General features: G+C 68.7%; 17 protein-coding genes. 11 read left to right on the forward strand and 6 right to left on the reverse strand.

The features are described 5' to 3' along the window. Window positions 1-3: 3 nt before the first annotated feature. Window positions 4-1,302, forward strand: a complete 1,299-nt coding sequence (locus E4M00_RS04935; RefSeq protein WP_240036857.1) for a MinD/ParA family ATP-binding protein — start codon at window positions 4-6, stop codon at window positions 1,300-1,302. Between the two features lie 24 nt (window positions 1,303-1,326). Further along, window positions 1,327-1,818, forward strand: a complete 492-nt coding sequence (def, locus tag E4M00_RS04940; RefSeq protein WP_135119383.1) for a peptide deformylase — start codon at window positions 1,327-1,329, stop codon at window positions 1,816-1,818. A gap of 55 nt (window positions 1,819-1,873) precedes the next feature. Here def and E4M00_RS04945 read toward each other — a convergent pair whose 3' ends face one another. The 3 genes from E4M00_RS04945 to E4M00_RS04955 form a co-directional block, all read right to left on the reverse strand. Beyond that, the gene (locus tag E4M00_RS04945) at window positions 1,874-2,179 is read right to left on the reverse strand and encodes an NIPSNAP family protein (RefSeq protein ID WP_135119384.1); all 306 of its coding nucleotides are present in this window, start codon (window positions 2,177-2,179) and stop codon (window positions 1,874-1,876) included. Between the two features lie 28 nt (window positions 2,180-2,207). After that, window positions 2,208-2,663: a GNAT family N-acetyltransferase gene (locus E4M00_RS04950; RefSeq protein WP_135119385.1), complete on the reverse strand. Its 456-nt coding sequence runs from the start codon at window positions 2,661-2,663 to the stop codon at window positions 2,208-2,210. Between the two features lie 170 nt (window positions 2,664-2,833). Beyond that, window positions 2,834-4,660: an AMP-dependent synthetase/ligase gene (locus E4M00_RS04955; protein ID WP_135119386.1), complete on the reverse strand. Its 1,827-nt coding sequence runs from the start codon at window positions 4,658-4,660 to the stop codon at window positions 2,834-2,836. Between the two features lie 178 nt (window positions 4,661-4,838). Here E4M00_RS04955 and E4M00_RS04960 point away from each other — a divergent pair, with 178 nt between their 5' ends. The 3 genes from E4M00_RS04960 to E4M00_RS04970 all read left to right on the forward strand — a co-directional run bounded on the left by E4M00_RS04960 (window position 4,839) and on the right by E4M00_RS04970 (window position 7,970). Continuing rightward, window positions 4,839-5,783, forward strand: a complete 945-nt coding sequence (locus E4M00_RS04960) for an ROK family glucokinase (RefSeq protein WP_135119387.1) — start codon at window positions 4,839-4,841, stop codon at window positions 5,781-5,783. A 67-nt stretch (window positions 5,784-5,850) separates the two neighbouring features. Further along, complete coding sequence (locus E4M00_RS04965) at window positions 5,851-6,540, forward strand: lysophospholipid acyltransferase family protein (RefSeq protein ID WP_135119388.1); 690 nt, start codon at window positions 5,851-5,853, stop codon at window positions 6,538-6,540. Window positions 6,541-6,599: 59 nt separating this feature from the next. After that, window positions 6,600-7,970 carry a class II 3-deoxy-7-phosphoheptulonate synthase gene (locus E4M00_RS04970; protein ID WP_135119389.1) on the forward strand — a complete coding sequence of 457 codons (1,371 nt, stop codon included), beginning with the start codon at window positions 6,600-6,602 and terminating at the stop codon, window positions 7,968-7,970. Between the two features lie 150 nt (window positions 7,971-8,120). On the opposite strand, the gene pknB is transcribed toward E4M00_RS04970, so the two are convergent. Together pknB and E4M00_RS04980 are read right to left on the reverse strand one after the other, a co-directional pair. Continuing rightward, window positions 8,121-10,007, reverse strand: a complete 1,887-nt coding sequence (pknB, locus tag E4M00_RS04975; RefSeq protein WP_193555558.1) for a Stk1 family PASTA domain-containing Ser/Thr kinase — start codon at window positions 10,005-10,007, stop codon at window positions 8,121-8,123. Window positions 10,008-10,118: 111 nt separating this feature from the next. Beyond that, window positions 10,119-11,303: a muramidase family protein gene (locus E4M00_RS04980; protein WP_135119391.1), complete on the reverse strand. Its 1,185-nt coding sequence runs from the start codon at window positions 11,301-11,303 to the stop codon at window positions 10,119-10,121. Between the two features lie 175 nt (window positions 11,304-11,478). On the opposite strand from E4M00_RS04980, the gene E4M00_RS04985 reads away from it, so the two are divergent. After that, window positions 11,479-11,820: a DNA-binding protein gene (locus tag E4M00_RS04985; RefSeq protein WP_135119392.1), complete on the forward strand. Its 342-nt coding sequence runs from the start codon at window positions 11,479-11,481 to the stop codon at window positions 11,818-11,820. A 24-nt stretch (window positions 11,821-11,844) separates the two neighbouring features. On the opposite strand, the gene E4M00_RS04990 is transcribed toward E4M00_RS04985, so the two are convergent. Next, entirely contained in the window at window positions 11,845-12,966 is a 1,122-nt protein-coding gene (locus tag E4M00_RS04990; protein WP_135119393.1) for a polyprenyl synthetase family protein, read from the reverse strand. Between the two features lie 76 nt (window positions 12,967-13,042). Here E4M00_RS04990 and E4M00_RS04995 point away from each other — a divergent pair, with 76 nt between their 5' ends. The 5 genes from E4M00_RS04995 to E4M00_RS05015 all read left to right on the forward strand — a co-directional run bounded on the left by E4M00_RS04995 (window position 13,043) and on the right by E4M00_RS05015 (window position 17,660). After that, window positions 13,043-13,426, forward strand: coding sequence for an SCO2097 family morphological protein (locus tag E4M00_RS04995; protein WP_135119394.1), 384 nt, complete (start codon window positions 13,043-13,045; stop codon window positions 13,424-13,426). Window positions 13,427-13,686: 260 nt separating this feature from the next. After that, window positions 13,687-14,118 (forward strand): division/cell wall cluster transcriptional repressor MraZ, encoded by a 432-nt coding sequence (gene mraZ, locus E4M00_RS05000; RefSeq protein ID WP_055822685.1) that lies wholly within the window; start codon window positions 13,687-13,689, stop codon window positions 14,116-14,118. Between the two features lie 95 nt (window positions 14,119-14,213). After that, entirely contained in the window at window positions 14,214-15,167 is a 954-nt protein-coding gene (gene rsmH, locus E4M00_RS05005; protein WP_135119395.1) for a 16S rRNA (cytosine(1402)-N(4))-methyltransferase RsmH, read from the forward strand. Beyond that, a complete protein-coding gene (gene ftsL, locus E4M00_RS05010; RefSeq protein WP_135119396.1) occupies window positions 15,164-15,853 on the forward strand; it encodes a cell division protein FtsL in 690 nt (229 codons plus the stop codon). The genes rsmH and ftsL overlap by 4 nt, the downstream gene beginning before the upstream one ends. 73 nt (window positions 15,854-15,926) lie before the next feature. Continuing rightward, entirely contained in the window at window positions 15,927-17,660 is a 1,734-nt protein-coding gene (locus tag E4M00_RS05015) for a peptidoglycan D,D-transpeptidase FtsI family protein (RefSeq protein WP_135119397.1), read from the forward strand. The last annotated feature ends 7 nt before the right edge of the window (window positions 17,661-17,667 follow it).

The raw sequence follows: 17,667 nt of genomic DNA on the forward strand, positions 1-17,667 counted from the left end.
CCAGTGCCACCCAGTGACGACGGACTCGACCTGCGCGCACGCCGTGCTCGCGGGGCCGGAGACGAGTACAACAGCGAGCTCGCGCCGCGTGCCGGCGACGACCTCGCCTCGGCGCTGCCCGAGAGCCTGAGCATCCAGGTCGACCTTCCGCCGGCCCCCCGCCCGGAAGCACCAGACGACGAGGTCGCCGTGGCCATCCCCGAGCGCGCCGTCAATCCCGGCGTCGTGGCGGAGAGCTCGACCCACTCCGTGCCGATCATGGTGCAGCCCCCGGTCCGGGCGTCCGGTCACCACCGCTCGCAGCTCGAGCCGATCGACCGCGACGAGGACGCCGCCGCGAGCTACAGCGGCCAGGGTCCCGAATCTCCCAACATGCTCACGGCCGACCGCCTCATCGAGCCCAACCGACGCACCCGTCCGGCGCCCGAGGGTGGCTGGAACCGCTTCCTCTACTCCGCGACGTTCCACACGGTGAACCGCGGCGACTCGCGCCGGGTGCTCGCTCGCAAGGAGCTCGACGCCCGCATCCAGCGGCAGTTTTCCGGTGGAACCCGGTTCGTGCCCGTGCTCACCCGCAAGGGCGGGGTCGGCAAGACCACTGTCACGGCACTGCTGGGCATGGCTCTGGCCGACGCCCGTGAAGACCGCACCATCGCCATCGACGCGAACCCCGACAGGGGAACGCTCTCCGAGCGCATCACGCGTCAGACCCGCTCGACCGTGCGGGACGTCGTGAACAAGGCCCCGTCGATCGGCGGGTTCACCGACTTCTCGGCCCTGGTGTCGCGCGACGAGACGCGCCTCGACATTCTCGCCTCCGACACCGACCCGATGCTGAGCGAGGCCTTCGACGCCGATGACTACAACGTCGTCGCCGATCTCTCGGCCCGGTTCTATTCGATGGTGCTGACGGACTGCGGAACCGGCATCGTCCACTCGGTCATGCGGGCCACCCTGCAGCGAGCCGACTCCATCGTCATCGTGTCCGGCGGCAGCGTCGACGAGGCCCGGCTGGCGTCGGAGACCCTCACCTGGCTCGAGGCCAACGGCTACGGAGACCTCGTGCGCAACGCCATCGTCGCCCTCAACACGGCGACGCAGGGCACGAACCTCGTCAAGCTCGAGGAGATCGAGACGCACTTCCAGTCCCGGGTGCGCGAGATCGTGCGCATTCCGTACGACCCCGTGCTGGCCGCCGGCTCGGTCATCCACTGGAAGGACCTCAAGCCCCTCACCCGCCACTCAGCCCGTGTCCTCGCCGCCCTCGTGGTCGAGGGCCTGCCCGTCGACCGCGCCATCTGACGCGGCCTGTCCCAGAAGAAGACCATGACCGACCGCACCATCCGCCTGTTCGGCGACCCCGTCCTGAAGACGGTCTCGAGCGAGATCGTCACGATCGACGACGGCATCCGCTCGCTCGTGCAGGATCTCATCGACAGCGTCAAGCTTCCCGGTCGCGCCGGCGTGGCCGCTGCGCAGATCGGCGTGAACCTGCGCGCCTTCAGCTACAACGTCGACGGCGAGGTGGGCTACATCATCAATCCGGTGCTCACCGAGCTGTCGGGGGAGCGCGAGCTGGTCGACGAGGGCTGCCTCTCGGTGCCCGGCCTCTGGTATCCGACGATGCGCTACCCGTTCGCCCGCGCCGAGGGCATCGACCTCGACGGCAGGCCGATCGAGCTCAGCGGCTCCGGCCTCATGGCGCAGGCGCTGCAGCACGAGACCGATCACCTCGACGGCCTGCTCTATCTCGATCGGCTCGACAAGCCGAACCGGCGCTCGGCCATGAAGGAAGTCCGCGAGAGCACCTGGTTCTGACCCGCTGAGAACGGATGCCGCCCTCGCCGAGGTGGAGGCCCCGGCGCGCCATCCGTCACTCGAAGACCGGCGTGAGGAAGCGGCGCTCGTAGCGGCGGATGCACTGCGTGTCGCGGGCCAGCTGCCACGCCTCCTGACACTCCGGGTCTGACATCGACGCGGTGCGGTAGACCTCGTACTCGGCCAGCGACGGGAAGGTGAACAGCGCGAAGGCCTCGTCGCTGTCGCCCTCGCTCGGCATGAAGTAGCCGTGGTGGTCTCCGCCGAGCTTCTCGACCAGGCGGATCCAGGCGCGGCCGTACGCGGTGAAGTCGTCGAGCTTGTCGGGGTCGATCTCGTAGCGCAGGTGGATGGTGATCATGGTCGTCTCCTCTTTCGGTGGTGGGTCGTCAGATGGACAGGGTGTACCGCTGCTTGCCGCTCCGGGTGGCGCCGGTGCGGTCGTAGAAGCGGATGGCGCCCTCGTTCCAGTCGGGGGTCTGCCAGCGCATCTCGGTCGCGCCGAGCTCGCCGGCCAGATCGCGCAAGGCGTCGACCAGCAGCCCGCCGAGTCCGGCTCCCCGGGCGGCCGGACGCAGGAACAGGCAGTCCATGTGCAGGAACTCGGCGCCCTGCCAGGTCGAGGCCTCGAGGCTCGCCGTGACGTAGCCGACGATGTCGTCGCCCGCAGCGCCCACGAAGGCGTACAGCCGCGGCATCGAACCGAACAGCAGCCGTGAGAGTCCGTCGGCCAGGTCGGACGGCGGCGGCGCCGCGCGCTCGTACTCGGCGTGCTCGCGGATGAGAACGATCAGCTCGGGGAGGTCTGCGGGCACGGCGGCACGCACGGCGACTGACAGGGGCATGGGAGACACTCTGCTCGCTGCACGCCGCTCTGCGGCATCCGCCGACGGCGTGGCAGCCACGGTGTCAGGATCTGGTGCCGACTTTGGCAGGATCCGGATGCCGCTCCCGCTGCCGTGGACGACGAAGGCCCCGGACGCATCCGGGGCCTTCGTCGTACGGGGACGGGACGTCAGCCCGCGAGGCTGATGCCCGTGGTCGCCGGTGCTCCCGCGTACATCTCGTCGATCACGTCGGCGAAGTCGGCGAGGATGACGTTGCGCTTGATGCTGAGCTTGGGCGTGAGGTGCCCGCTCTCCTCGGTGAGGTCGATGGCCAGCACCTGGAACTTGCGGATCGACTCGGCCCGCGACACGTTCTCGTTCGCCACGTCGATGGCTCGCTGGATCTCCGCGATGACGACGGGGTTGACCGCAGCCTCGGTGACGGTCATCGCCGCATCCTCACCGGCGTTGTTCAGCCAGACCGGGAGCATCTCGGGGTCGAGGGTCACCAGGGCGGAGATGAACGGCCGGCGGTCGCCGACGACGATCACCTGTCCGACGAGGGGATTCGCACGGATGGGATCCTCGAGCGCGGCCGGGGCGACGTTCTTGCCGCCGGCGGTGACGATGATCTCCTTCTTGCGGCCGGTGATGGTGAGGAAGCCGTCGGCGTCGAGGGCTCCGATGTCGCCCGTGTGCAGCCAGCCGTCCTTGAGGGCGGCATCCGTCGCCTCGGGGTTCTTCCAGTAGCCCTCGAAGACGTTGACGCCCTTGACGAGGATCTCGCCGTCCTCCTCGATGCGGATCGAGACACCGGGCAGTGCGGGTCCGACGGTGCCGATCTTCGACTTCGCGGGGCGGTTGACCGTGGCAGGAGCCGTGGTCTCGGTGAGGCCGTAGCCCTCGAGGATGGTGATGCCCAGTGAGTGGTAGAAGTGCCCGAGGCGGGCGCCGAGTGGTGCCGATCCCGAGACCGCGTACTTCACGCGACCGCCGAGGGCGGTGCGGAGCTTCGAGAAGACGAGCTTGTCGTACACGGCGAACTTGATCTTCATGCCGAGCGGGATCTTCGTGCCCTCCTCGAGTGCCTTCGAGTGGGCGATGGCGACGTCGGCCGCGGCACGGAAGATCTTGCCCTTGCCGCCGGTCTCGGCCTTCTGCTCCGACACGTTGTAGACCTTCTCGAACACCCGGGGGACCGCGAGCAGGAAGGTCGGCTTGAAGCTCTCCATCGACGGCAGCAGGAAACGAGTGTCGGGCTGGTGGCCCACGTTCACTCCGGCGTGCACGGACAGTACGGCGATGAGTCGGGCGAAGACGTGGGCGGTGGTGATGAACAGCAGCGTCGAGGCATCCTCCAGCACCTCGCCGAGGCCGAGGCGGGCGTTGCGGCTGGTCTCCACGAAGTTCGAGTGCGTGAGCACGCAGCCGCGCGGCTTGCCGGTGGAGCCCGACGTGTAGATCAGGGTGGCGATGTCGGAGCCCACGGCGAGATTGCGGCGACGCTCGATCTCGGCATCCGGAACATCGACGCCCTGGGCGACCAGCTTGTCGAGGTCGCCGAGATCGATCTGCCAGACGTTCTGGATGAGCGGGAGCTCGGGGTGCACCTCGTCGAAGCGGGCGAAGTTGTCCGCGGTCTCGACGATGAGCGAGATGGCACCGGAGTCGGAGAGGTTCCAGCGGATCTGGCTGGGGGAGCTCGTCTCGTAGACCGGGACCAGCACGCCGCCGGCGAACCACATGGCGAAGTCCACCAGGGTCCACTCGTAGCGGGTCTTCGACATCAGACCGACCTTGTCGCCGGGCTGGATGCCTGCGGCGACGAAGCCCTTGGCGAGGGCGACCACCTGGGCGTGGAACTCCCGCGTGGTGATGGGGGACCAGCCGCCATCCTTCGTCGGGGTGGAGAAGAGCACGGCATCCGGAGCCTCGGCGAGCCGACCGATCAACAGGTCGGTCGTGTTGGCGTCGGGGTCCGCTGGACTGAGGGCGGGCGCGTCGAACTGGTTCACGGTATCTCCTTCGGCACCGGGTGGTCACGGATTCCTCACGGTGTCGGCGACGGTGCCGAATCGGGAGGGGAACGTCTCCGGTAGAACTTGTTGCATACACTCTACGTGGTGCATTGTGCGGCCTCCGTGCTGGCAGCGCCGCGTCATCCACCCCCCTTCCGCCCGAAAGGTCACCAGCGTGCAGGCAATCGGAATCGACATCGGCGGCACCAAGGTCGCCGGAGCCCTCGTCGACGAGTTCGGGACCATCGTGCGCAGCGAGCGGGTGCCCACCCCGACCGATACCGCCGCCCTCGAAGACGTCGTCGTCGAGATGATCCGTGCGCTGTCGGACGGCGAGACCGTCGCGGCAGCGGGTGTCGCCGCCGCGGGCTTCATCGACGCCGCCCAGTCCACCGTCTACTACGCGCCGAACATCAACTGGCGCAACGAACCCCTGCGCGAGAAGCTCGAGGCGCGCGTCGCCCTGCCCGTCTTCATCGAGAACGACGCCAACGCCGCGGGCTGGGCCGAGTTCCGCTACGGCGCCGGGCGCCTCTATTCCGACATGGTGACCCTCACGATCGGCACCGGAGTCGGCGGAGCCATCGTCGTCGGCGACCGCCTGCTGCGCGGCGGTTTCGGCGCCGGAGCCGAGATCGGCCACATGCGCGTCGTTCCCGACGGCCTGCCCTGCGGATGCGGTGCTCGCGGCTGCATCGAGCAGTACGGTTCCGGCCGTGCCCTGCTGCGCTTCGCCAACGAGCTGGCCACGGCCGGCGGCATCGGTCAGACCCTGGCGGACGTGCGGGATCGCAACAACGGCCTGACGGGCGAGCTGCTGAGCGAACTCATCACCGCGGGGGACCCCGGCGCTCACGCCGCCCTCCGTACCCTCGGCCACTGGCTCGGGCAGGCCGCGGCCAGCCTCTCGGCGGTCCTCGACCCGCAGGTCTTCGTGTTCGGCGGCGGGGTGGCTGCAGCAGGCGACGTGCTGCTCGACCCCATCCGCTCGGCCTACGTCGACCACCTGCCCGCACGCGGGTACCACCCGGAGCCCGATTTCCTGATCGCCGAGCTCGTCAACGACGCCGGCGTCGTCGGCGCCGCCGATCTCGCCCGCATCAGCGCCACCGGCGTCTGAGGTACCGACGTTGCCGCCTTCCGCCCGTGCGGAGGGCGGCCACTAGGCTGATGGCTCGAGGAGTCGCATGTTCTATTGGGTGATGAAGCACATCGTGGTGGGTCCACTCGTGCTCGGCATCTTCCGACCCTGGGTCGTCGGGCTCGAGAAGGTTCCCGAGAACGGCGCCGTGATCATGGCGGGCAACCACCTCTCCTTCATCGACTCGATCTTCCTGCCGCTCATCATGAGGCGGCGCATGGTGTTCCTCGCCAAGAGCGAGTACTTCACGGGCACCGGCCTCAAGGGCTGGTTCACCCGCACCTTCCTCACCGCCGCCGGGCAGCTGCCGATCGACCGGTCGGGCGGCAAGGCCTCCGAGGCGTCGCTGAACACCGGCCTCGCCGTGCTCGGAGAGGGCACCATCCTCGGCATCTACCCCGAGGGCACGCGCAGCCCTGACGCCCGTCTCTACCGCGGTCGCACCGGAGTCGCCCGCATGGTGCTCGAGGCCGGGGTTCCCCTCGTTCCCGTCGTCATGGTGGACACCGAGAAGGTCATGCCCATCGGCACCCGCGTTCCCCGCATCCGTCGCGTCGGGGTCATCTTCGGCGAGCCGCTCGACTTCTCCCGGTTCGAGGGGCTCGAGGGCGACCGCTTCGTGTTGCGCAGTGTGACCGACGAGATCATGTACGAACTCGGGCGCCTGAGCGGTCAGGAATACGTCGACGTCTACGCCAGTTCCGTGAAGGAGAAGCGAGCCGGCCTTTCGCGCTAGGCTTGCCCGAACCGTGCCCTGGCACGGATCCGCCCTTCTCGATTAAGGAATTCACCAGCGTGTCAGACCCCACCGAACCTGTTGTGCTCGCAGCCACGTCGGTCATCGAGGGTCTCGACTATTGGCGTGAGCTGCCCATCAAGCAGCAGCCATCGTGGCCCGACGCGGATGCCGCGGCTGCGGCATCGACCCAGATCGCGGCCCTGCCGCCGCTCGTGTTCGCGGGCGAGGTCGACATCCTGCGCGATCGCCTCGCGGCTGCAGCACGCGGAGAGGCGTTCCTGCTGCAGGGAGGCGACTGTGCCGAGACCTTCGCCGGCGCCACGGCCGACCAGATCCGCAACAGGGTGAAGACCGTGCTGCAGATGGCCGTCGTGCTCACCTACGGCGCCTCGATGCCCGTCGTGAAGATGGGCCGCATGGCCGGCCAGTTCGCCAAGCCGCGTTCGAGTGACAGCGAGACGCGCAACGGCGTCACGCTGCCCGCCTACCGCGGCGACATCGTGAACGGCTACGACTTCACGCCGGAGTCGCGCGCCGCCGACCCCGCCCGCCTCGTGCAGGGCTACCACACGGCCGCGTCGACGCTGAACCTCATCCGTGCCTTCACCCAGGGCGGCTTCGCCGACCTCCGTCAGGTGCACAGCTGGAACAAGGGCTTCGCCGCGAACCCGGCCAACCAGCGCTACGAGGGCATGGCCGGCGAGATCGACCGGGCCGTGCGCTTCATGGAGGCCTGCGGAGCCGACTTCGAAGCGATGAAGCGCACCGAGTTCTACACCGGCCACGAGGGCCTGCTGATGGACTACGAGCGCCCGATGACGCGGATCGACTCCCGCACCGGCACGCCGTACAACACCTCGTCGCACTTCATCTGGATCGGCGAGCGCACCCGTGACCTCGACGGCGCCCACGTCGACTTCCTCTCGCGCGTGCGCAACCCGATCGGTGTCAAGCTCGGCCCCACGACGACCCCCGACGACATGCTCGCCCTGGTCGACAAGCTCGACCCGAACCGCGAGCCCGGTCGCCTCACCTTCATCACGCGCATGGGTGCCGGCAGGATCCGCGAGGCCCTGCCACCGCTGCTCGAGGCGATCAAGGCCAGCGACGCGCAGCCGCTGTGGGTCACCGACCCGATGCACGGCAACGGCCTCACCACGCCGCTCGGCTACAAGACGCGTCGTTTCGACGACGTCGTCGACGAGGTCAAGGGCTTCTTCGAGGCGCACCGGGCCGCCGGCACGCACCCGGGCGGCATCCACGTGGAGCTCACGGGCGACGACGTCACCGAGTGCCTGGGCGGATCGGAGCACATCGACGAGGCCGACCTCGCGACGCGCTACGAGTCGCTCTGCGACCCGCGCCTCAACCACATGCAGTCGCTCGAGCTCGCGTTCCTCGTGGCCGAGGAGCTCTCCCACCGCTGAGCCGCCCGCTCGCTCCCGTGTCCGCCCGCAGAGGCACGGGAGCGCAGCGAGCGCGCCGAAGGGCACAACGAGCGCGCTTCCTCACATGCGCTTCGGCGCCGAATGCGTCGCGGCCGTCAGCGCGCGGGACACAGTCGACTCGCGGAACCCTCAGCCCGAGAAGTTCGCGCTGATGGTGGTGCCCGCCGGCACCTGCTCGCCGGCCCCGGGGCTCTGCGAGTTCACCGACAGGGCGTCGCGGAACAACTCCGGAACATCGGTCTCGAAGGTGAAGCCCGCGTCCTCGATGACCTGGGCGGCCTCGTTGATCGTCAGGCCGGACACGTCGGGCACCTCGAACAGCTCGACGCCCTTGGACATCGTGAGTGTGATGGTGTCGCCGACGCGGATGGGGTCGGTGTCGGACGAGATGGAGACGACATCGCCCTCGGGCACGGTGTCGCTGTAGACGAGGTCGCCCTCCTTGGGCACCAGGTCGACATCGAGGAGGGCCTGCTTGGCCTCCTCGCGCCCCATGCCGACGAGGGGCGGTAGGCCTCCGACCGAGACGACCAGAGTCACGGCTCCGGTGTCGGGATAGGTCGCGGGCAGTTCGGCGCCGTCGCCGTCGAGGGCCGCGATCACGAGACCCTTGTCGACCTCGCCGCTGAACTGCTGGATGGACTTTCCGACGGTGAATCGGGCGAGGGCCGTGCGCGCGTCGGCCTCCGGCATCCCGGCGACGGCCGGTACCTCGAGCATCTCTGCGCCCAGCGAAACGTAGAGGATGACGGCGGCGCCCTTCGTCACCTGGCTGCCGGACTTCGGGTCCGTGCCGGACGCGAGGTCCTTGGCGACGGCGAGGTCGTAGCGGGTGCCGGGCTTCACGGTGAAGCCCTCGGCGACGAGAGCGGCCTGCGCGGCGTCCTGGGACTGACCGGCGACGTCGGGAACCGTCGCGAGGGATCCGGGGCCGGCTCCGAAGTACCAGCCCGTGGCCCCCGCCAGCCCGGCGAGGATCAGCACGAGGGCGAACAGCCAGTAGCCCCTGCGGGCGCGGGTGCGCGTAGCCGTCGCGAGCTCCGTGCTGGCATCGGCCGCGACAGGGCCCGTTCGGTGTCTGCCCGGTGCGGCCGCCGGCGTGATGATCTGGGTCTCGTCGTCGGCGGATGCCGCGAGCGGGGTACTCGGCAGCACCATCGTGGGCGCGACTCCCTCGGCAGAGGCCGCAGCGGGATCGCGCACGAGCTTCTCGACGTCGCGCAGGCGCTCGAGCATGACGCGGGCGTCGCGCGGACGATTCTCGGGGTCGCGGGCCGTCGCCCACACCACGAGGTCGTCGAGACCGCGAGGCGTCGTCGGCACGCGTGAGCTGGGACGCGGCACCTGCTCGTTGGCGTGCTGGTAGGCGATCTGCATCGGAGCCTCGCCGACGAACGGCTGCTCTCCGGTGAGCATCTCGTACATCATGATGCCGAGCGCGTAGATGTCGCTGCGGGCATCCGCCACCCCGCGCGTGACGAGCTCGGGGGAGAGGTAGGCGATGGTTCCGAGCAGCGCCTGGCCCGTCGCCGTGTTGGCGCTGGCCGCGCGGGCCAGGCCGAAGTCGCCGAGCTTGATGCGGCCGTCGTCCGCCAGCAGCACGTTCTCGGGCTTCATGTCGCGGTGCACGATGCCGGCCTTGTGGGCAGCGGCCAGGCCGGACAGCACGGCCGACATGATGTCGATGGTCTGCTCGGGGGTGAGGCGTCCGTAGTCCTTGAGCAGGTCACGCAGGGTGATGCCGGGCAGGTACTCCATGACGAGGTACGCCATGTCGGAGTCCTGGCCCTGGTCGAAGACGTTCACGACGTTCGGGTGCGCGAGACGTGCGGCCGAGCGGGCCTCCTGCACGAAGCGGCTCTTGAAGGTGTTGTCGTCGGCGAGGTGGCCGTGCATGATCTTGATCGCGACGCGGCGCTCGAGGCGCAGATCCGTCGCGAGGTAGACGGTCGCCATGCCGCCCCGGGCGATCCGCGAGCGCACCTGATAGCGGCCGTCGATGAGGCGGCCGAGCATCGGGTCGGTGGGCGTGGCGGTCACCTCGTGATTGTATGAAACGCCGGACGATCCACCCCGTCAAAACACCGTGAAGCGGGGCATTGGTGGTCGATCGTGACGTGGACCGGCTCAGCCGAGGATCGCGAGCCAGGCCCGTGCCGACGGTTCCCACTTGGCGTACGCGTCGGGGTACGCGGAGATCTGCACGGCCTGCGCCGCCTGGGCGACGGTCATCTTCTCCCAGCCCGCCACGTCGAGCAGCCCCCGCGTGCGTCCGGGGTTCGGGTTGGCCGATCCGCCGAAGAAGGCCTTCGTGGCCCGCAGCGGGTCGCGCACCTGGGCCTTGGTACCCCAGCCCGTGCTCGGCCGCTGCTGGAACAGTCCGAGCGAGTCGCGGTCTCCGTAGTCGACGTTCTCGAGCCCGGATTCCTGTGCCGCGGCGGCGAGGGCGATGACGATGCCCTGGTCGCTCACCCCGAGCTCGCGCCCGACCGCGACGATGGTGGCGGCGTTCGTGCGCATCGAGTCCGAGAGCTCGGCGATGCGTCCGGCCTTGACCGCCGACCGTGCGGCCTCGGGGGAGGGCAGCGACGGGATCGTGATCTTCTGGCCCGGAACGATGAAGCTCGACCAGTCGAGGTTGTTGGCGTCGAGGATCGCCTGGATGCTCTGGCCGACGGATGCCGCGATGTCGCTGATCGTGTCTCCGGCCACGACGGTGTGCACCTTGAGCGGTGCCGCCTGCGCCACGGGGGCGATTGCAGGCGCCACCGGCGCTGCCGGTGCCGCCGCCGCCGCCGTGGACGTAGAGCCCGACAGGCGGAGCTTCTGGCCGGGGAAGATCATGCTCGACCAGCCGAGGCCGTTCGCCTCGAGCACCTGCTGGGTGCGGAGGCCAGCCGCTGCGGCGATGCCGCTGACGGTGTCTCCGGCGACGACGGTGTGGGTGGGGCCCGAGGCCGGGGCCGCGGCCTTTGGTGCGGCCGGCTTCTGAGCGGCCTGGGCGGCACCCTTCAGCACGAGGACCTGCCCGGGAAAGATCAGGCTCGACCAGTCGAGTCCGTTGAGCGTGAGGATCGTGCGGGTCTTGAGGCCGAACCTCTCGGCGAGCCCGCTCACGGTGTCACCGGCCACCACCGTGTACTTCGCCGGTGGCTTCTTGGCCGTGTGCACCGCGACCGCCGCCGGTGCTGCCTGCGCCGCCCGATCCGTCGACGGCTGGACCATGCGTTTCGCCGGGGTCGCTGTCACTGGGGCGGTTCCGCCGAGGGTCATGGCGATCGCACTGGCGATCGCGACTGGGGCGAGAGACATGGATGATCCTCCGTCGGGTCACGGTGTCGATAAGGCTGACATGAAAGTGAGCATGAGTCAACTAGTGGGACTGGAGGTACCAATGTTACTGATGTGTCGAAGCGGATGTCGATCCCGGGTGTCGTGGGAGTCGAGACTGTTGGATGCACGCCGCCCGACATGGCACTCTTGAACCGTGACCGACGACATCTCCGATCGCCCCTGGCTGACCATTCCCGACCTCGTGGAGGTGCTCGGCATCGGGCAGAGCCGCGTGCGACGCCTCATCGAGGATCGCCACCTCCTCGCCGTGCGCCGGGAGGGTGTTCTGCAGGTTCCCGCCGCCTTCCTCGAGGGCTCGGAGCCGCTGCACGAGCTGCGGGGGACGATCTTCGTGCTCTCGGATGCCGGCTTCAGCGACGAGGAGGCCGTGTCGTGGCTGCTCGAGCGCGATGACACCCTCGATGCCGCACCGGTCGAGGCGCTGCGCTCGGGTCGGAAGACCGAGGTTCGACGGGTCGCCCAGGCTCTCGCCTGATCAGTTCCGTCCTCAGCGTGCGGGTCAGGACGCGCGACGCGTCACGGTCTCGGCGAGCAGCGCCAGCTCTCGACGTGAGCGGCGTGTGAGCGGCGCATCCGTCATCACCGTCGTCGCCCGCACCACCTGACGGGCGATGAGAGCCTCCATCTCGTCGACCGCTCCGCTGGCCGTGATGGTGGATTGCAGCAGCCGGATCTGATCGGCGTCGAGCGTCGGGTCTCCCAGCAGTTCGTCGAGGATGCGGCGCGGGCCGGTGCCGATCCGCTCGCGGGCCATGGCGATGAGCATCGTCCGCTTGCCCTCGCGCAGGTCGTCTCCGCTGGGCTTGCCCGTGACCTGCTCGTCGCCGAACACCCCGAGCAGGTCATCGCGCAGCTGGTAGGCGATCCCGAGAGGAAGGCCGAAGGAGCGCAGCGCCGCGAGCTGCTCGTCGGACCCGCCGCCGAGGGCGGCGCCGATCACGAGCGGCGCGAGCACGCTGTACTTCGCCGACTTGTAGGTGATGACGGTCTCGGCGCGAGAGCGCATCTCCTCCTCGGAGCGCGTCGGCCAGGCCCGCTCCTCGAGGATGTCGAGGTACTGGCCGCCCGTGACCTCGGTGCGCATCCGATTGAACTCCAGGCGGGTGCGCCGGGCCGCGACGCGGTCGGGGAGGAGGTCGAGGGCCTCGTCGAGCAGTTCATCGCTCCACCCCAGCAGCAGGTCGCCGTGCAGAATCGCAGCGGCGCGTCCGAACTCGGTGCCGTCGCCGGCCCAGCCGCCCTCGCGGTGCAGGGCCTCGAAGCTGCGGTGGGCGGCAGGAGCACCTCGGCGGGTGTCGGAGTTGTCGATGATGTCGTCGTGCACCAGTGCGGCGGCGTGGAAGACCTCCAGCGCTGCGGCCACGGAGACCACCGCCGACAGGTCGGGCACGTCGTCCTCGGTGCTGAACGGATCGAATCCGTCGGGCTCTCCCGACACCGACTGCCACCCCCAGTAGGCGAACAATGCGCGGAATCTCTTGCCACCGCTGAGAAAGCGCCGAGAGATCTCGACGAGCGGGGTGAGTTCCTCACTGATGGAGGAGAGAATTAGGGAACGATCCGATACGAACTCATCGATGCGTGCCTGTACGAGATCGGCTAGCCGAGTGCTTTCTGCCACGCGTCTAGCCTAGCTTTCACTCGCGAGGCTACACTTTGAACGTATCTCGACTGATCCCGAGTGCGAAGGGAATGAGATGCCGCTTTCAGAGCAAGAGCAGAGACTCCTCGATGAGATGGAGCGCAGTCTCTATCACAACGACGCCGATTTCGTGGCGACTGTGGGGGCTCCCCGCGGTCGGCCCAACTACAGAGCCATCGTGCTCGGTGTGCTGCTGGCCGTCGCCGGCCTCGCCGCGCTGATCGCCGGCGTCGCGATCAACCTCCTCATCCTGGGCATCGGGGGCTTCGTCCTCATGTTCGTGGGCGTCCTCGTGGCGATCACCCCGAGCAAGCGCGCCCCGGCTCCCGAGGAGCTTCCCGACTCGGCGTCCAAGCCCAAGAGGGCGGCATCCGCCGATCGTGGATTCATGGACAGACTCAACGATCGTTGGGACCACCGCCAGAAGGGCCAGGACTAGGCTCCTGCCGGGCGCCTCTCCTCCCCACTCCTCTCCACCCTTCAGGGCCGATCCTCACGGATCGGCCCTTTTTTCATGCCCGGATGCCCCCTGACGGCGTTCTGGTGCTCCATTTTCCTCCACCCTGTACTCACCCGGTTTTCCGCGCCTGAAATACCCCGATTCGGGGCAAAATGAGGGAATGTAGAACAGATGTGGTGTGTAGTGGAGTAAAGTGGAGCAACACCGCAACCGTGGCCGGATGAGTGGGGGTGAAGACCGTGTTCCTCGGGACCTATGCACCGAAGCTGGACGAGAAGGGACGCGTCATCCTTCCCGCCAAGTTCCGTGACGAGCTCTCCACCGGCGTCGTCGTGACCCGTGGCCAGGAGCACTGCATCTACGTCTTCTCGGCCCGTGAGTTCGAGGACCTGCACGACAAGATCCGGCAGGCACCCGTCACGAGCAAGACCGCTCGCGACTACCTCCGCGTCTTCCTCTCGGGCGCCAGCGCCGAGACCCCCGACAAGCAGAACCGCGTGACCATCCCCGCGAACCTGCGTGCCTACGCCGGCCTCGAGCGCGACCTCACGGTCATCGGCGCCGGCAGCCGCGTCGAGATCTGGGACACCGAAGCCTGGGAGACGTACCTGACCGAGCAGGAAGCCACCTTCGCGAACACCACCGAGGAGGTGATCCCGGGACTCTTCTAGTTCCTGTTCCCCGACTCCCAGCCGGCCACGCTGACACACTTCCCCGGTGTCAGACTCCGGATGGGGATCAGGGGACAGGAGCCCTCCCGGCTCTCATGGAGATCAACCGCATCCATACCCCCGTCATGCTCGAGCGCTGCGTCGAGCTGCTCGCCCCGGCGATCGGCGCCCCGGGCGCCGTGCTCGTCGACGGCACCCTCGGCATGGCCGGTCACGCCGAGGCGTTCCTGCAGCGCTTCCCCGACCTGACGCTCGTCGGCCTCGACCGCGACCTCGACGCCCTCGGCATCGCCCGGGAGCGCCTCGCCCCGTTCGGCGATCGCGTGAAGTTCGTGCACACCGTCTACGACGGCTTCGTCGACGCCTTGGACGGCCTCGGCATTCCCGCGGTCGACGGCATCCTGTTCGACCTCGGTGTCTCGTCGCTGCAGCTCGACCGCGTCGAGCGCGGCTTCTCCTACTCCAAGGACGCGCCCCTCGACATGCGGATGGACGCGACCAGCGAGCTGACGGCCGAGGTCGTGCTCGCCACGTACTCCGAGGCCGACCTGCGGCGTATCTTCCACGAGTACGGCGAGGAGAAGCTGTCGGCCCGCTACGCGAAGGCCATCGTCGCCGCTCGACAGGAGGCGCCCCTGGTGCGTTCGGCCGAGCTCGTGAAGATCATCACCGATGTCACCCCCGTCGCGGTGCAGCGCCAGGGGCACCCCGCCAAGCGCGTCTTCCAGGCGCTGCGCATTGAGGTGAACCAGGAACTGGCCGTGCTCGAACGAGCCATCCCTGCCGCACTGTCGACGCTGCGCGTCGGCGGTCGCATCGCCGTGGAGTCGTACCAGTCGCTCGAGGACCGCATCGTCAAGCGCGCCCTCGCCGCCGCATCGAGCTCGACGGCGCCTCCCGGGCTCCCGATCGAGCTTCCGGAGCACAGGGCCGAGTTCACCCTCCTCATCCGCGGGGCCGAGCTGGCCAGCGACGAGGAGAAGGCCATCAACCCCCGAGCCACGTCCGTGCGGCTGCGCGCGGCGGAACGCGTCAGGAGCGCAGCATGAACGAGACGCTCGCGCGAGCGCCCCAGATGCCCGTGTGGGGATCGCTCGCCCAGTCGGCAGCGGCACCGGAGCCGATCCAGGCACCGTCCGCGACTCCGAGCTGGCGTCCGTCGATCACCATCGCGCCCACGCGCGATCAGCGTCGTGCCCGTCCACGGCTGTTCTACGCGATCGTCGCCGTCAGCGGGGTCGCCGCCATCTTCATCGCGAAGCTGCTGCTGAGCGTCGCGCTCTCGCAAGGCGCTTACGAGTCCTCGCACGCCGAGTCGGAGCTGAAGCACCTCCAGCAGAACGCCCAGGCTGTCGGCGAGGACCTCGACAGGGTCAAGTCACCGCAGTACCTCGCCGAGAACGCAGCAGCCCTCGGCATGGTGACCAACGCGCATCCGGCGTACCTCCGTCTCTCCGACGGCGCAGTCCTCGGCCAGCCGCAGGCAGCCGACTCGGCGACCGGGGGAGCGGGCAACGCCGTTCCGAATTCCCTCCTGACCGGGGTGCCTCTGGTGACCGACCCGCCTCCCGCAGCGGCCGAACCCGCGGCGAAGCCGGCCGAGAAGCCGGCGACGAAGACCCACAAGACGACGGATGCCGCGGCCACCGCAGGCGCCGCCGGAACGACCGAAGCTGCGACTGCGGCCGGGGCGGGTGTCGGTCCTGCCGGCATCCCGACCCCTGTGACACACTGAGCCCGGCACCATCCGGGGGAGGGGACGAGACGTGAAATTCGGTCGATCCAGTAGGAGGCGCAGCCTCTTCGCGATGGTCGCCCTCCTCGCCCTGGTGTCGGTCTTCGTGGTGCGCCTCGTCGACATCCAGATCGTGCGGGCCGACGAGTTGAACGCGGCGTCGCTGGCGGCGCGGTCGACGACGGAGGACATCCTCGGTGCCCGCGGATCCATCGTCGACGCGTCCGGCAAGGTGCTCGCCCAGTCGGTGATGCGCTACGACGTCGTCATCTCCCCGAAGAACGCCAAGCCCTTCGAACGCGAGGTCGACGGCAAGGACGCCACGGTCTCGGTCGCCCAGGCGTCGGCCGAGCTCGGTCGTGCCCTGGGCATGTCGGGCGAGAGCGTGCAGGCGATCATCGCCGATTCCCTGAAGGACGACCCCGACAGCGATTACGCCTACGTGAAGAAGATGGTCGACCTCGCCACCTGGCAGGCGGTCGACGCCCTCGACATCCAGTGGGTCTACGGCGAGGGCCACCCCAGCCGCACCTATCCCGACGGCGCCGTCGCCGGCAACATCGTCGGCTTCGTCGGCGACGATGGCGAAGCGCTGGCCGGCGAGGAGGCCGCGGCCGACAAGTGCCTGGTCGGCAAGGACGGCTCGACCAGCTATCAGACGGGCGTCGACGGCGTCGAGATCCCCGGCAGCACCACCGACTCGGTCGCCGCCAAGAACGGCGGAACGCTCAAGCTCACCATCGACTCCGACCTGCAGTGGAACGTGCAGCAGGCCCTCGCCCAGCAGGCGCAGGCCGTCGGAGCAGCATGGGGCACGGCCGTCGTGCAGGAGGTCAAGACCGGCAAGCTGGTCGCCGTGGCCGACTACCCGTCCGTCGATCCGAACAACATCGATGCGACGGATGCCGAGGACCGCGGCTCGCGCGCCTTCACGGCCTCGTACGAGCCCGGCTCCACCTTCAAGGCGCTGACGGCGGCATCCGCCATCGACGCCGGCGTCGCAGACCCGCTCACCCAGGTCGTCGCTCCCTACAGGATCAACTTCCCGAACGGCGCCGACATCAACGACTCCGAGTATCACGGTGACGAGAACCTCACCCTCACCGGCGTGCTCATCGAGTCGTCGAACACGGGCATGTCGCAGATCGGCGAGAAGCTGACCGATCAGCAGCGCTACGACTACTACAAGAAGTTCGGGCTCGGCACCGAGACCGAGGCCGACTTCCCCGCGCAGGACCCCGGAAACCTGAACGGAACGCCTGACAGCTGGGACCCGCAGACCAAGTACGCCACCATGTTCGGGCAGGGCCTGACCACCACCGCCGTGCAGATCGCCAGCGTCTACCAGACCATCGCCAACGGGGGCGTCAGGCTGCCGGTGCAGTTGGTCGAGGGCTGCACGCAGGAGGACGGCACCGTGACCGACGTGCCGTCGACCAAGGGCGAGCAGGTCGTGTCGGCGACGGCTGCGAAGCAGACCAGCGACATCCTCGAGATGGTCTACCAGCAGGGCTGGCTCGCCAACGTCTGGAACATCCCCGGCTATCGCGTAGCCTCGAAGACCGGTACGGCGCAGATGCCCGACGGCAACGGCGGATACTCGCACGGCTACCTCGTGTCGGTGTCCGGCTTCGCCCCTGCCGACGATCCGCAGTACGTGGTTTCGGTAAGCTTGGCTGATCCTGTGAACATGAACACCTCGGGAGCTGCGGCGCCGATCTTCAAGCAGGTGATGAGCCAGGTGCTCAAGAAGTATCGCGTCGTCCCGACCGACACAGCCGCCACCCAACTGCCAGCCAACTGGTGACCCAAGC

The organism is Orlajensenia leifsoniae, assembly GCF_004570845.1.
Lineage (GTDB): Bacteria > Actinomycetota > Actinomycetes > Actinomycetales > Microbacteriaceae > Orlajensenia > Orlajensenia leifsoniae.

Excerpts from the sequence above, each read along its gene's own strand:
- def (WP_135119383.1), top strand. The coding sequence starts at position 1,327 with ATGACCGACCGCACCATCCGCCTGTTCGGCGACCCCGTCCTGAAGACG.
- E4M00_RS04945 (WP_135119384.1), bottom strand. The coding sequence starts at position 2,179 with ATGATCACCATCCACCTGCGCTACGAGATCGACCCCGACAAGCTCGAC.
- E4M00_RS04950 (WP_135119385.1), bottom strand. The coding sequence starts at position 2,663 with ATGCCCCTGTCAGTCGCCGTGCGTGCCGCCGTGCCCGCAGACCTCCCC.
- E4M00_RS04965 (WP_135119388.1), top strand. The coding sequence starts at position 5,851 with ATGTTCTATTGGGTGATGAAGCACATCGTGGTGGGTCCACTCGTGCTC.
- pknB (WP_193555558.1), bottom strand. The coding sequence starts at position 10,007 with ATGCTCGGCCGCCTCATCGACGGCCGCTATCAGGTGCGCTCGCGGATC.
- E4M00_RS04980 (WP_135119391.1), bottom strand. The coding sequence starts at position 11,303 with ATGTCTCTCGCCCCAGTCGCGATCGCCAGTGCGATCGCCATGACCCTC.
- E4M00_RS04995 (WP_135119394.1), top strand. The coding sequence starts at position 13,043 with ATGCCGCTTTCAGAGCAAGAGCAGAGACTCCTCGATGAGATGGAGCGC.
- rsmH (WP_135119395.1), top strand. The coding sequence starts at position 14,214 with ATGGAGATCAACCGCATCCATACCCCCGTCATGCTCGAGCGCTGCGTC.
- ftsL (WP_135119396.1), top strand. The coding sequence starts at position 15,164 with ATGAACGAGACGCTCGCGCGAGCGCCCCAGATGCCCGTGTGGGGATCG.
- E4M00_RS05015 (WP_135119397.1), top strand. The coding sequence starts at position 15,927 with ATGGTCGCCCTCCTCGCCCTGGTGTCGGTCTTCGTGGTGCGCCTCGTC.